Here is a 13,945-nt window from a genome sequence, read left to right on the forward strand (position 1 = left end):
GCCGCGCCCTACCCCGTAACCACCTGCCCCACCTGCTCCTCCAGCTGCTGCGCCAACGCCCTCAGCTCATCACACGACTGGCGCGTCTGCTCGATGGTGCGCGCGCTCACCGTCGAGGCGTCGTGGATGCGCGTGACGCTGCGGTTGATACCGTCTGCCGTGGCCGCCTGCTGCTCCGCCGCACTGGCAATCTGCAAGGTCATCTGGCTCACCGTGGACGCCGACGCATCGATCAACGCCAGCGCCTGCCCGGCCCGCGCCGAGGCGGCCACCGGCTGCTGCGCCGACTCGACGTTGGCGCCGATCTGCGCCGCCGCCTGGCTGGCACCGGCCTGCACGCGGTTGATGATCTGCTGGATCTCCAGCGTCGACTGCTGCGTACGCCGCGCCAACGTGCGCACCTCGTCCGCCACCACCGCAAAGCCACGCCCGTGCTCACCTGCACGCGCCGCCTCGATGGCAGCATTCAACGCCAGCAGGTTGGTCTGCTCGGCAATCGCGGTGATCACGTCCAGTACGCGCCCGACACTGCCCGAGTCGGTGGCCAGTTGGTCCACCACGCTGCGGCTGTGCTCCAGCGCCTCGGCCAGCGCACCAATCGCCTCACCGGCATCGCGCACCGTGGCGCTGCCGGCCGTGGCCTGTTGCTCGGCATCGCGGGTGGCGCTGGCGGCGACGCTGGCGTTGTGCGCCACGTCCTGCACGGTGCTGACCATCTCGCTCATGGCCGTGACCACGCTGTCGGTCTCCAGTTGCTGGGCCTGCATGCTGCGCTGCGCCGCCTCGGTGATCTGCCCCAGGCTGTCGCTGGTGCTGGAGATGCGCTGGCTGGCCTTGGCCATGCTGCGGGTGACGCGGTGCGCAGCCTCCACCAGGCGGTTGAAGCTGTGCGCCACCTGGGTCAGCTCGTCGAAGCCGTCGGTGGGCAGGCGCAAGGTCAGGTCGGTGTGGCCATCGGTGGCGCGGGCCAGCGCCTGCACGGTGTGGTTGAGCGGCCGAGTGATGCTGCGAATCAGCAGCCAGGCGCACAGCGCCATGCCGAGCAACGCCACCAGCACCAGCAACGCCGGCATGCGCAGCACCGTGTTCACTTCGTGGCGCACGTCCTGCGGGTGGATGCCGCTGGCCAGCACCCAGCCCCAGGGCTTGAACAGCACCACCTCGGACACCTTGAATTCCGGCGCCTGCCCGGCTGCCCGCGGGAACCAGTACTCGACCGTGCCGCGCCCCTGGGCCACGGCCCGGTCGATCATTTCACGGGCGAACGGCTTGCCGTTGACGTCCTTGAAATCGGCCTGCGACTTGCCCACCAGGGCGGGTGCCTTGGGGTGCATGAGCATGCGGTGCTGCAGGTCGAGAATCAGCAGGTAGTTGTCGCCCAGGTAGCGAATGCGGCTGACCATTTCTGCCGCCTGGCGCTGCGCCTCGGCGCGGCTCAGGTGGCCTTCCTCGGCCTGCTTCTCATAATGCGCCAGCAGGGTGGATGCGGTGTCCAGCGCAGTGCCGACACCGGCCATCTTCTCCTGCAGCAGGCTGCGTTGCAGGGTCAGCCCCAGCCAGCCACTGAGCAACACGACAAACAGGGTGATACCGATCACCAGCACGGTGATGCGGGTGCTGATACGCAGATGTCTCAACCCGATCATAGGGGGCAATACCTCATTTTATTGTTATGCACGACGGCGCAAGGCGCACCGCGCACAAACATACACTATTGTATTTTAAAATGAAGATTGACCCGCCTCTAATCTGGCATTTACCTCTTACAAAAAGATTCAGAAATGTATTCTATCAGTAGGCGAATGCAGCCCGGTGCTTGCGCACGAAATCCACCCAGCGCACCGGCTCGCGGCCGGTGATGGCCTGGAAGTTGTCGAACACCTGGTCGACCCCGGGGATGGTGCCGGCGGCCATGCGCGTGAAGTTGTCGTGCACGCAGCTCATGTAGGCCATCTCGGCGCCGGCGGCGCGCATGTTTTCGAGAAACACGTCGGGTGATTGCGCGTCATAGCGAAACGGCTGGCCGAGTACCTCGCTCATCACCTGTGCCACCTCGTCGTAGGACTTCACGTCGTAGCCCAGGCGGTAGGTCTGCCCGGCATGGCGCTGCGGGTGCAGCAGGGCCTGCGCCGCCACCCGCGCCACGTCTTCGCCGTCGACCCAGCTGAACCGCGTGTGGCCGGTGTACTGTTCGATCACGCCGTTGCGCACGGCCTGGGTGCCGTCGTAGCTGAGCAGGTTCTGCATGAAGCACTCCGGGCGCAGGTGGGTGAAGCTGAAGCCGCACCATTGCACATAGCGCTCCACGAACTGGTGCCAGGCCCAGTGGCCGATGGTGGCGTGGTCGTCGCCACAGGCCCCCAGGTGCACCACGTGCTGCACCCCGGCGTGGCGTGCGCGGTCGAGAAAGGCCTTGCTCTGGCGCAGCATGTCGACGCTGTAGCCGGTCACCAGCAGCACCCGGTCGACACCCTGCAGGGCCGGCGCCAGGGTGTGCTCGTGGTCGAAGTCCATGATCACCGTGCGGATGCCACGGGCCTCGAAGGGCTGCGCCTTGGCCGGCGAACGCACGGCGGCCACCAGTTCGATGGTGTCGTCGCCTTGCAGAAAGCGCAGGGTGTCGCCGCCGATCTGGCCGGTGGCGCCGGTGATGAGGACGGTGGGCTTGGTGTCGTGCATGGTCGCAACCTGTTGTGCAGTAGAGGTTGAATCAGGCTACTCGGGAACAAACGGCGTATTGGCGATATGTTTTACCGGGTAAAGTGACTGCAATTCATCAATGGGGTGGGCACATGTATTCTTCGGAACGCCTCAAGGGCATCGACGTGTTCGTCTGCGTGGCCGACCTGGGCAGCTTCAAGGCCGCGGCCGAGCGCCTTAACCTGACCGGCTCGGCAGTCAGCAAGAGCGTCGCGCGGCTCGAGGCGCGGCTGCACACGCGCCTGTTGGCACGCACAACACGGCGCGTGGCGCTGACCGAAGCCGGGGCGGCGTTCTATCGCACCTGCACCGGCGTGCTGGCCGAGCTGGAAGAGGCGGAGCTGGCGCTGAGCACCCAAGACGCCGAGCCACGCGGCCGGGTACGCATCGACCTGCCGGCGGCCTTCGGGCGCCTGCACGGGCTGCCGGCGATTCTGGCCTGCGTGCGCGAGCATGCGCTGCTGATGCCGCACGTGACCTTCTCCGACCGCTTCGTGGACCCGGTCGAGGCCGGCATCGACCTGTTCGTGCGCATCGGCGGGCCGCAAAGCTGGCCGGCGGCGGTGGGGCACCATTACCTGGGCTCGCAGCGCGTGGTGTTCTGCGCCGCCCCCGCGTACCTGGAGCGTCATGGCGAGCCCGGCAACGAGCTCGAACTGGAACGCCACAGCTGCATCGTGTACGGGCTCAATGACGGCATGGTCGGCCCGTGGCACTTCCCTACCGCCCGCCCCGGGCATACCGAGCGTCGGATCATGCCGGCACGCATGGCGGTGGGCGATGCCGAGGGCCAGGTGGCCGCAGTGCTGGCCGGGCATGGCATCGCACAGCTGCCGACCTGGCTGATTCGTCGTCAGCTGGAAGACGGCAGCCTGGTGCAGGTGCTGGCGCCGCTGGCCACCGACGGCCTGCCGATTCACCTGGCGTGGCTCAAGAGCCGGCAGGCGCAGCCCAAGGTCGCGACGCTGCTGACGCACCTGCGCCAGTGCCTGTCGGGGGACGGTTTCGAGCCGCCGTCGCCGTCATCGTGTGGCAACGCGTCGCGCTCCCGGGCGAACGTTTCCAGATAATTCGTATACCATATCCCTAAATCCCCTCGAATGATTGCCACCGTGAACCTACCCAAACTCAACGCGCCGGACCTGGGCAACACGCCCTCCACGTCCGAGATCATCACCCGGCACCTGCGCGATGCCATCGTGGCCGGGCACTTCGACGAAGACGAGCCGATTCGCCAGGACGACATCGCGCGTCAGTTCAACGTCAGCAAGATCCCGGTGCGCGAGGCGCTCAAGCGGCTTGAGGCCGAGGGGTTGGTGATGTTCCAGCGCAACCGGGGGGCGATGGTCACGCGCTTGTCGGACTTCGAGTTGGCGCAGATGTTCGAGGTGCGCATGTTGCTGGAGGACAAGGTGTTGCGCCTGGCCATCCCGAACATGACCGAGGCCACGTTCGAACAGGCCGAGCGCATCTGCCAGGAGTTCATTGGCGAGAACGACGTGGGGCGCTGGGCGCAGTTGAACTGGGAGTTGCATGCGTGCCTGTACGAGCCGGCGCAGCGACCGTTTCTGGTGAGCATGATCCGTTCGGTGAACGACAAGCTGGAGCGGTACCTGCGCATGCAGATGAGCCTGTCGGCGGGCAAGGAGCGTGCCGACCACGAACACCGCGAGATCCTCGATGCATGCCGGGCGGGTGATGTGGAGCGCGCGGTGGGCTTGCTGGATGAGCATATTGCGGGGGTGTGCGAGACCTTGCTGGAGCACTTGCCGATGGCCAAGCCCCACCCCGGTCTGGAGCCGGGCCAACAGGGCTGACCTCTCAAAACCCCCAGGCCATGGCGCGTTGCAACAGTTCGGACATGTCATGGCCCTATGCCGATTTCGTCATCCACACCGCGCAATTCCATCAAGACGCCACCCCCCACCAACCGCCACCCTTGCGTCCATACCCCCAACGGACGCGCCCCATGAAACGCATCACCGTGATCGACTCCCACACCGGCGGCGAACCCACGCGCCTGGTCACCGCAGGCTTCCCCGACCTGGGCCACGGCAGCATGGCCGAACGCAGGCAACAGCTGGCCGAACACCACGATCAGTGGCGCGCCGCCTGCATGCTCGAACCCCGCGGCAATGATGTGCTGGTGGGCGCACTGCTCTGCGAACCGGTCGACCCCAGCGCCTGCGCCGGGGTGATCTTCTTCAACAACACCGGCTACCTGGGCATGTGCGGCCACGGCACCATCGGCCTGGTGATCTCGCTGGCCCACCTGGGCAGGATCGGCCCCGGCACCCACACCCTCGAAACCCCCGTGGGCAACGTGCAAGCCACCCTGCACGACGACCACTCGGTCAGCGTGCGCAATGTACCCGCCTACCGCTATCGTCACGCCGTCAGCGTGCAGGTGCCCGGCATCGGCGAAGTGACCGGCGATATCGCCTGGGGCGGCAACTGGTTCTTCCTGGTGGCCGAGCACGGCCTGCGTATCAGCGGCGACAACCTCGACGCGCTCACCGCCTACACCGTGGCCGTGCAGCAGGCCCTGGAAGATCAGGGCCTGCGCGGCGAGGACGGCGGCCTGATCGATCACGTCGAGCTGTTCGCCGACGACCCCGACGCCGACAGCCGCAACTTCGTGCTGTGCCCCGGCAAGGCCTATGACCGCTCGCCCTGCGGCACCGGCACCAGCGCCAAGCTGGCGTGCCTGGCCGCCGACGGCAAGCTGCAACCGGGCCAGATCTGGCGCCAGGCCAGCGTGATCGGCAGCCAGTTCGAAGGCTCGTTCGAAACCGCCGGCGATCGCATCGTGCCGACCATTCGCGGCCGCGCGCATATCAGCGCCGAAGCCACGCTGATCATCGAGCAGGACGACCCGTTCGCCTGGGGCATCCGCCTGTGACCCAGGGCCTGGCCGCCGATGTGATCGTGGTGGGCGCCGGCATCATCGGCGCGGCCTGCGCCCAGGCCCTGGCCCGGCGCGGCCTCGACGTGCTGGTGCTGGATGCCGGGCTGCCCGGCGCCACCGCCGCCGGCATGGGCCACCTGCTGGTGCTGGACGACAACCCCGCCGAACTGGCCCTGAGCCAATACTCGCTGCAACGCTGGCGCGACATTGCGCGCAACCTGCCAGAAGGCTGCGCCTACCGCAGCAACGGCACCCTGTGGCTGGCCGCCAACGCTGAAGAAATGGCCGTGGCCGAGCACAAGCATGCCAACCTGCGCGCCCATGGGGTGATCTGCCAGCTGGTCGGCGCACCTCGATTGCGCGAACGCGAACCGCTGCTGCGCGAAGGGCTGGAGGGCGGCCTGCTGATCGAGGACGACGGCATTCTGTATGCCCCGGCCACCGCACGCTGGATGCTCGACCAGCCGCGCATTCGCCAGCGCCAGGCACGGGTCGCCGAGGTGGATGACGCCCGCGTGCGCCTGGACGACGGCCAGTGGCTGGCCGCCACGGCCGTGGTGCTGGCCAACGGTATCCAGGCCACCGAACTGTGCCCCGAACTGCCGATACAACCCAAGAAGGGCCACCTGCTGATCACCGACCGCTACCCCGGCCAGGTCACCCACACCCTGGTGGAACTGGGCTACGTGACCAGTGCGCACAACGCCAGCGGCCCGTCGGCCGCGTGCAATATCCAGCCGCGCCCTACCGGCCAGCTGTTCATCGGTGCCTCACGCCAGTTCGGCACCACCGACCCGCAGGTGGAAGGCTGGATGCTTGCCAGGATGCTCAAGCGCGCCACCGAATACGTGCCGGCGCTGGCCCAGCTCAATGCGATTCGCGCCTGGACCGGCTTTCGCGCCGCCAGCCCCGACGGCCTGCCGCTGGTGGGCCAGCACCCGCAACGCCCCGGCCTGTGGCTGGCGGTGGGGCATGAAGGGCTGGGCGTGACCACGGCCCCGGCCACCGCCGACCTGCTGGTGGCGCAACTGTTCGACGAACACCCGCCCCTGGCCGCACAGGCCTACCTGCCACAGCGTTTTCTCGGAGAACCGACCCATGCCTGAACTGACCCTGGACGGACGTGCCCTGCGCGTGGCCGAAGGCACCAGCGTGGCCGCTGCACTGGCCCTGGCTGGCGACGGCTGCACGCGTACCTCGGTGAGCGGCCAGCGCCGCGCACCGCTGTGCGGCATGGGCATCTGCCAGGAATGCCGGGTGAGCATCGACGGCCGGCGCCGCCTGGCCTGCCAGACCCTGTGCCGCGACGGCATGCAGGTGGAGACCCACGCATGAGCGCCCATGCCGACGTACTGATCATCGGCGCCGGCCCGGCCGGCCTCAATGCCGCACTGGCCGCTGCCCCCAGCGGTGCACGCATCGTGCTGCTGGACGACAACCCATGGCCCGGCGGGCAGATCTGGCGCGACGGCCCGCAGGCCAGCGTGCCGACGCAGGCACAGCGCCTGCGCGAGCACGTGGGCGCCTTGAACAATGTGCAGCACCACCTGCAGACCCGCGTGATCGCCGCCACCGGCCCGCGCCAGTTGCTGGTGGAAGACGCCGAGCGCGGCTGGGTGATCGACTACGACACGCTGATCCTGTGCACCGGCGCACGCGAACTGCTGCTGCCCTTCCCCGGCTGGACCCTGCCCGGCGTGACCGGTGCCGGTGGCCTGCAGGCACTGATCAAGGGCGGCCTGCCGGTACGCGACCAGCGCGTGGTGATCGCCGGCAGCGGCCCGCTGCTGCTAGCCAGCGCTGCCACGGCGCGGCACAACGGCGCGCAGGTGGTAGGCGTCGCCGAACAGGCAACCCGCGGCGCGGTGGCGGGTTTTGCCGCACAACTGCCGCGCTGGCCAAACAAGCTGCTGCAAGCGTTCGGCCTGTTCGACCGCCACTACCGCACCGACAGCCATGTGGTGGAGGCACTCGGCAGCGAGCGCCTCGAAGGCGTGCGCCTGCGCCAGCACGGCAAGCTGGTCGAGCTGGCCTGCGAGCGCCTGGCCTGCGGCTTCGGCCTGATTCCCAACAGCCAGCTCGGCCAGGCCCTGGGCTGCACACTCCACGGCCAGGCGCTGGCCGTGGATGCGTGGCAGGCCACCAGCGCGCCGGGCCTGTTCGCGGCGGGGGAATGCACCGGTTTTGGGGGCAGCGAACTGGCGCTGGTGGAAGGCACCATTGCCGGGCTGGCGGCCGTGGGCGACCGCCAGGGCGCCGCCCGCCACTGGCCGCAGCGAGCGCGCTGGCAGGGCTTCGCCAAGGCGCTCAACCACGCCTTCGCCCTTGCCCCGCAGCTCAAGCAACTGGCGCGCCCCGACACCCTGGTATGCCGCTGCGAGGACGTGCCCTACAGCAAGCTCGCCGGCCAGCGTGACTGGCGCGAGGCCAAGCTGAGCAGCCGCTGCGGCATGGGCGCCTGCCAGGGCCGGGTGTGCGGCGCCGCAGCGCAGCACCTGTTCGGCTGGCAGCCCTCGGCGCCGCGCCCGCCGTTCAGCCCGGCACGCATCGAGACCCTGCTGTGCCTGGACGACACCCCGCCCGCATGAAACGCAGCCCGGGGCTTTCGAGGCGGGCGCCGGATCTCTATGATCCCGAAGGTGCCCACCAGACCGCCAGCGCCATGTACGTATCGCTCAACAGCTTCCAGCCCTGCGACCTGCCCAGCCTGCTGAGCAGCCTGCAGCCGATCGCGCCGCTGCTCGATACGCTGAGCGACGTGGTGTTCTTCATCAAGGACACCCAGGCCCGCTACGCCTTCGTCAACCACACCCTGGCGCGGCGCTGCGGCTTCAGGCACAGCCACGAGCTGCTGGGGCTGACCGCCGACAGCGTGTTCCCCGAGCGCTTCGGCCCGCTGTACACCGCGCAGGACCGCCGCGTGCTCGACAGCGGCCGCGAGCTGGCCGACCAGCTCGAACTGCACCTGTACTTCGGCAACCAGCCGGTGTGGTGCCTGACCCACAAGCTGGCACTGTTCGACACCCAGGGCCAGATCGTCGGCCTGGCCGGCATCTCCCGCGACCTGCAGGCGCCCCAGGCCAGCCACCCCGGCTTCGATCGCCTGGCGGCGGTGGATGCGCACATTCGCGAGCACTTCGCACGGCCCGTGAGCCTGGCCGAGCTGACCGCGATTGCCGGGTTGTCTGCCGCGCAGCTGGAGCGCAACTGCAAGCGCGTGTTCCAGCTCACCCCGCGCCAGATGATCCACAAGGTGCGCCTTGAAGAAGCCTCGCGGCTGCTGCACCACAGCGACCTGCCGATCACCGAGATCGCCCTGCGCTGCGGCTACACCGACCACAGCGCGTTCAGCCGCCAGTTCCGCGCCCTCACCAGCCTGTCGCCAAGCCAGTACCGCGATACCCGCCGCTAGACGCAGTGTGTTCCTTTAGGGTGCGCCGCCGCGCCCACTGCTCCCATATGTAACACCGCCGGCACCGGGCAGCGTTTCCTGCGCACCGCCCGCCTGCCCTGCCGGATTCAACGCAAGTCCTCTGGCTCAAGGGCCGCAAAGCAATTGCATCGCCCGGGCAAAAACAGGCACGCGCATTGCTATAAAAATATCGTATACGAAATTCACAATACGCCCGCTACCAGCACCTTCCGACAAACGAGGCTTCCATGAAAAACCCCGCTTTTGTTGTAGCTCTCAGCGCTGTGCTCAGTACCTCCTTCATCGCCACCGCCCAGGCCGACAAGCTCGATGACATCATCGGCTCCGGCAAGCTGCGCTGCGCCGTGACCCTGGACTTCCCGCCCATGGGCTTTCGCGACGACGCCAACAAGCCGGCCGGCTTCGACGTCGACTACTGCAACGACCTGGCGAAGGTCCTCGGGGTTGATGCCGAGATCGTCGAGACGCCGTTCCCGGACCGTATCCCGGCGCTGGTCTCGGGGCGGGCCGACGTGATCGTGGCGTCCACCTCCGACACCCTGGAGCGGGCCAAGACGGTCGGCCTCACGGTGCCCTACTTTGCCTTCCAGATGGTCGTGCTGACCCGCGACAACACCGGCATCAACAGCTTCGACGACATCAAGGGCAAGGCCCTGGGCAACACCAGCGGCACCTATGAAGCCATCGCGCTGGAGAAGGACGTGAAGCAGTGGGGCAGCGGCAGTTTCCGCGCCTACCAGTCGCAGAACGACACCATCCTGGCCGTGGCCCAGGGGCACATCGATGCCACCGTGGTGACCAACACCGTGGCCGCCGCCACGCTCAAGTCGGGCAAGTACAAGAACCTGAAGATCGCCGGCAACGCACCCTACGTGATCGACTACGTGTCGCTGGGAGCCAAGCGCAACGAGTACGGCCTGCTCAACTACCTCAACCTGTTCGTCAACCAGCAGGTACGTAGCGGCCGCTACAACGAGCTGTTCGTCAAATGGGTAGGCACCGATATCCCGCCGACCGACCTGACCGTGCCGAAGGTCTACTACTGAGGTGCCCGGCATGCCCAGCCCTTCCACTGCCCTGAACGGGCGTAGCCTGGTCGATGGCGCGGCCAGTGGCGAGTTGCTGTTCGCCGACATCGGCCTGAGTTTCTGGGGCGGTGTCGACGCCTTCAGCGGCGAGGTCATCGACCGCCATCACCCGCTCAGCGGCGCACACCTGGCCGGCCGCGTGCTGGCCATTCCCAGCGGGCGCGGCTCGTGTACCGGCAGCAGTGTGATGATGGAGCTGATCAGCAACGGCCATGCACCGGCGGCACTGGTGCTGGCCGAGCCGGATGAGATCCTGACCCTGGGCGTGCTGGTGGCGCAGTTGCTGTTCGGGCGCTCGCTGCCGGTGCTGTGCATCGGCCAGCAGGCCTTTGCCGCCCTGCGCGGCAAGGCCTTTGCGCAGGTGCAGGGCGAGCGCCTGGTGCTGTTCGACCAGGCCCCCGCCGAGGCGCTGCCGGCAGCCCCCGCCAGCCCGCCGGCGGCGACGCGCCCGACCACCCTCACCCTTACCGACCACGACCAGGCCTTGCTCGCGGGCGACCTGGGCAAGGCCGCGCAGGTGGCGATGCAGATCGTGCTGCGCATGGCCGAGCTGCAGGGCGCACACAGCCTGGTGGACATCAGCCAGGCGCATATCGACGGCTGCATCTACACCGGCCCCGCCAGCCTGCGCTTTGCGCAGCAGCTGGTGCAGTGGGGCGCCAGGGTGCGGGTGCCGACCACCCTCAACTCGATTTCCGTGGACCAGCGCCGCTGGCGCGAACTGGGTATCGACGCGGCGCTGGGCGAACCTGCCAGTGCGCTGGGCGATGCCTACATGGCGATGGGCGCGCAGATGAGCTTTACCTGCGCCCCCTACCTGCTAGACAGCGCGCCGAAGCTCGGCGAGCAGATCGTGTGGGCCGAGTCCAACGCCGTGGTGTACGCCAACAGCGTGCTCGGCGCGCGTACCCTGAAGTACCCCGACTACCTGGATATCTGCATCGCCCTGACCGGCCGCGCGCCGCTGATCGGCTGCCACCTGGAGGCCCAGCGCAAGGCGCGGGTGCAGATCGACCTGCCGGCGCTGACCCACCTGGACGATGCGTTCTACCCGCTGCTGGGCTATCACATCGGCGCCATGGTCGGCAGCCGGATCCCGCTGGTGACAGGCCTGGAGCGTTTTGCCCCGACCCACGACGACCTCAAGGCCTTCGGCGCCGCGTTCGCCACCACCTCGGCGGCGCCGCTGTTCCATATCGCCGGGGTCACACCCGAAGCGCTGGACCCAGCCCAGGCGGTCAGCGCGGGCGAGGTGCTGCCGGTAAAACGCATTGCCCTGGCCGACCTGCTGGTGAGCTGGCGCGAGCTGAACAGTGCCCGTGACAGCCAGGTGGACCTGGTGTCGCTGGGCAACCCGCACTTCTCCCTGGGCGAGTTCGCGCACCTGGCACAGCTGTGCCGCGGGCGCACGCGCAACCCGGCGGTCAGCCTGGTGATCACCTGCGGCCGTGCGGTGCTGGAGCAGGCCCGTGACGCCGGCCACCTTGCCCCGATCGAAGCCTTCGGCGCGGTGCTGGTGACCGACACCTGCTGGTGCATGCTCGGCGAGCCGGTGATCCCGCCCGCCGCCCGCACACTGATGACCAACTCGGGCAAATACGCCCACTACGCCCCCGGGCTGGCGGGCCGGGCGGTGCATTTCGCCAGCCTTGGCGAGTGCGTCGAGGCCGCCTGCACCGGCAGCGCCAGCGGTCGCCTGCCGGCCTGGCTGCAGCCGGCCGCCCCACAGGAGAGCCCCGCGCATGTTTGACTACACCTTCCAATGGCGCTCGGCCCTGCGCGCCCTGCCCGACATGCTGGCCGGCGCCTGGGTCACCTTCGAGACCGCCGCGCTGTCGATGATCTTCGGCGTGCTGATCGCCCTGGCCTTGACCGTGATGCGTGAAGCGCAGCAGCCGGTGTTGCGCGGCATCGGCAATGCCTGGGTATCGATTGCGCGCAACACCCCTTCGCTGTTCCAGATCTACATCCTGTACTTCGGGCTTGGCTCGCTGGGGCTGCACGTGAGTTCGTGGTTCGCGCTGCTGGCCGGCATCACCTTCAACAACGCCGGGTACCTGGCGGAGAACTTTCGCGGCGGGCTCAAGGCAGTGCCGACCACGCAGATGCGCGCGGCACGCTCGCTGGGCATGAGCGCGTTCCAGGCCTACCGCATGATCATCGTGCCGCAGCTGCTGCGGGTGGTGTTCTACCCCTTGAGCAACCAGATGGTGTGGGCGGTGCTGATGACCTCGCTGGGGGTGATCGTGGGGCTCAACAACGACCTCACCGGCGTGACCCAGGACTACAACGTCAAGACCTTCCGCACCTTCGAGTACTTCGCCATTGCAGCGGTGCTGTATTACCTGATCGCCAAGCTGATCGTCGCGGTGGCCCGGCTGATGGCCTGGCGGCTGTTCCGTTACTGAGGAGCTGTCCATGTTTTCTACAAGCTTTACCTGGAACGACATGCTGTTCCTGCTCGACGGGGCCTGGGTCACCCTGCAACTGACCTTCTGGTCGATCATGCTGGGCTCGGTGGCCGGGCTGGTGTTCGGCCTGCTGCGTGCGCTGCTGCCACGCGCCAGCCTGCCGCTGGCCTGGGTGCTGGATGTGTTTCGCAGCGTGCCACTGCTGATCCAGTTCGTGCTGTTCAACTCGTTCAAGAGCATCGTGGGCCTGAACATCAGCGCCTTCAGCGTGGGCTGCATCGTGCTGGGGGTGTACGCCGCGGCGTACTTCACCGAGATCGTGCGCAGCGGTGTGCTGGCGGTACCGCCCAGCGTGCGCCGGGCCAGTCGGTCGCTGGGCCTGAGCTACCTGCAGGACCTGCGCTGGATCGTGCTGCCGATGGCCTCGCGGGTGGCCTTTCCGGGCTGGCTGAACCTGGTGCTGAGCGTGATGAAGGACACCGCGCTGGTGATGTGGATCGGCATCGTCGAATTGCTGCGCGCCTCCCAGACCATCGTCACACGGATTCAGGAACCCCTGCTGGTGCTGTGCATCGCGGGCCTCATCTATTACGTCATGAGCCTGGTGGTCGCACGCCTGGGCGCCCGACTGGAAAGAAGGTGGCAAGAAAATGATTGAGATCGACAACGTACACAAATCCTTCGGCGACCTGGAAGTGGTCAAGGGCGTGAGCCTGACGGTGAACAAGGGCGAGGTGGTGTCGATCATCGGCGGTTCGGGCTCGGGCAAGTCGACCCTGCTGATGTGCATCAACGGCCTGGAGCCGATCCAGAAGGGCAGCATTCGCGTGGATGGCATCGAAGTGCACAACCGCGCCACCGACCTCAACCGCCTGCGCCAGAAGATCGGCATCGTGTTCCAGCAGTGGAATGCCTTCCCGCACCTGACGGTGCTGGAGAACGTGATGCTGGCGCCGCGCAAGGTACTGGGCAAGAGCCGCGAGGAAGCCGAGGCTCTGGCGATCCAGCAGCTGACCCACGTGGGGCTGGGCGACAAGTTCAAGACCTTCCCCGGCAAGTTGTCCGGTGGCCAGCAGCAGCGCATGGCGATTGCCCGGGCGCTGGCGATGTCGCCGGACTACATGCTGTTCGACGAGGCCACCTCGGCGCTCGATCCGCAACTGGTGGGTGAAGTGCTGGACACCATGCGCATGCTTGCCGAAGACGGCATGACCATGGTGCTGGTGACCCACGAGATCCGCTTTGCGCGGGATGTGTCGGACCGGGTGGCGTTCTTTCGCAACGGGCTGGTGCACGAGATCGGCTCGCCGGACCAGGTGATCGGCAACCCGCAGCAGCCGGAGACGGCGGCGTTTCTCAAGTCAGTGAAGTAACCAGGGGCCTCATCGCGGGTCAAGCCCGCTCC

The 13,945-nt window shown here is 67.6% G+C and carries 14 protein-coding genes and 1 pseudogene; 12 read left to right on the forward strand and 3 right to left on the reverse strand.

What is annotated here, in order from left to right:
- Positions 1–8: 8 nt before the first annotated feature.
- The 3 genes and pseudogenes from CR917_RS28305 to CR917_RS26090 all read right to left on the reverse strand — a co-directional run bounded on the left by CR917_RS28305 (position 9) and on the right by CR917_RS26090 (position 2,679).
- Entirely contained in the window at positions 9–842 is an 834-nt protein-coding gene (locus CR917_RS28305) for a methyl-accepting chemotaxis protein (protein WP_371920459.1), read from the reverse strand.
- A gap of 30 nt (positions 843–872) precedes the next feature.
- Positions 873–1,646: pseudogene (locus CR917_RS28310) on the reverse strand (cache domain-containing protein); the annotation flags it as partial.
- Positions 1,647–1,791: 145 nt separating this feature from the next.
- Positions 1,792–2,679, reverse strand: coding sequence for an SDR family oxidoreductase (locus CR917_RS26090; RefSeq protein ID WP_104573025.1), 888 nt, complete (start codon positions 2,677–2,679; stop codon positions 1,792–1,794).
- 113 nt (positions 2,680–2,792) lie between these two features.
- Between CR917_RS26090 and CR917_RS26095 the strand changes: the two genes are divergently transcribed.
- The 12 genes from CR917_RS26095 to CR917_RS26150 all read left to right on the forward strand — a co-directional run bounded on the left by CR917_RS26095 (position 2,793) and on the right by CR917_RS26150 (position 13,913).
- Positions 2,793–3,770 (forward strand): LysR family transcriptional regulator, encoded by a 978-nt coding sequence (locus tag CR917_RS26095; protein ID WP_088515457.1) that lies wholly within the window; start codon positions 2,793–2,795, stop codon positions 3,768–3,770.
- A 42-nt stretch (positions 3,771–3,812) separates the two neighbouring features.
- Positions 3,813–4,517 carry a GntR family transcriptional regulator gene (locus CR917_RS26100; RefSeq protein ID WP_058541363.1) on the forward strand — a complete coding sequence of 235 codons (705 nt, stop codon included), beginning with the start codon at positions 3,813–3,815 and terminating at the stop codon, positions 4,515–4,517.
- Positions 4,518–4,669: 152 nt separating this feature from the next.
- Positions 4,670–5,602, forward strand: a complete 933-nt coding sequence (locus CR917_RS26105) for a 4-hydroxyproline epimerase (protein ID WP_054916112.1) — start codon at positions 4,670–4,672, stop codon at positions 5,600–5,602.
- A complete protein-coding gene (locus CR917_RS26110) occupies positions 5,599–6,714 on the forward strand; it encodes an FAD-binding oxidoreductase (RefSeq protein ID WP_104573024.1) in 1,116 nt (371 codons plus the stop codon). Before CR917_RS26105 ends, CR917_RS26110 begins: the two co-directional genes overlap by 4 nt.
- Positions 6,707–6,943, forward strand: a complete 237-nt coding sequence (locus tag CR917_RS26115) for a 2Fe-2S iron-sulfur cluster-binding protein (protein WP_088515459.1) — start codon at positions 6,707–6,709, stop codon at positions 6,941–6,943. The genes CR917_RS26110 and CR917_RS26115 overlap by 8 nt, the downstream gene beginning before the upstream one ends.
- Positions 6,940–8,196: an FAD/NAD(P)-binding oxidoreductase gene (locus CR917_RS26120; RefSeq protein ID WP_104573023.1), complete on the forward strand. Its 1,257-nt coding sequence runs from the start codon at positions 6,940–6,942 to the stop codon at positions 8,194–8,196. Before CR917_RS26115 ends, CR917_RS26120 begins: the two co-directional genes overlap by 4 nt.
- 74 nt (positions 8,197–8,270) lie before the next feature.
- Complete coding sequence (locus CR917_RS26125) at positions 8,271–9,020, forward strand: AraC family transcriptional regulator (RefSeq protein WP_043861061.1); 750 nt, start codon at positions 8,271–8,273, stop codon at positions 9,018–9,020.
- Between the two features lie 248 nt (positions 9,021–9,268).
- Entirely contained in the window at positions 9,269–10,087 is an 819-nt protein-coding gene (locus CR917_RS26130; protein ID WP_043861060.1) for a transporter substrate-binding domain-containing protein, read from the forward strand.
- Positions 10,088–10,097: 10 nt separating this feature from the next.
- Complete coding sequence (locus CR917_RS26135; RefSeq protein WP_078480793.1) at positions 10,098–11,879, forward strand: aconitase X; 1,782 nt, start codon at positions 10,098–10,100, stop codon at positions 11,877–11,879.
- On the forward strand, positions 11,872–12,537 hold the full coding sequence (locus tag CR917_RS26140; protein WP_043861058.1) for an amino acid ABC transporter permease: 666 nt from the start codon (positions 11,872–11,874) through the stop codon (positions 12,535–12,537). Before CR917_RS26135 ends, CR917_RS26140 begins: the two co-directional genes overlap by 8 nt.
- 10 nt (positions 12,538–12,547) lie before the next feature.
- Positions 12,548–13,198, forward strand: coding sequence for an amino acid ABC transporter permease (locus CR917_RS26145; RefSeq protein ID WP_043861057.1), 651 nt, complete (start codon positions 12,548–12,550; stop codon positions 13,196–13,198).
- On the forward strand, positions 13,191–13,913 hold the full coding sequence (locus tag CR917_RS26150) for an amino acid ABC transporter ATP-binding protein (protein ID WP_054916116.1): 723 nt from the start codon (positions 13,191–13,193) through the stop codon (positions 13,911–13,913). Before CR917_RS26145 ends, CR917_RS26150 begins: the two co-directional genes overlap by 8 nt.
- The last annotated feature ends 32 nt before the right edge of the window (positions 13,914–13,945 follow it).

Origin of the sequence: Pseudomonas sp. BRM28, assembly GCF_002939405.1 — a bacterium.
GTDB classification, from domain to species: Bacteria; Pseudomonadota; Gammaproteobacteria; order Pseudomonadales; family Pseudomonadaceae; genus Aquipseudomonas; species Aquipseudomonas palmensis.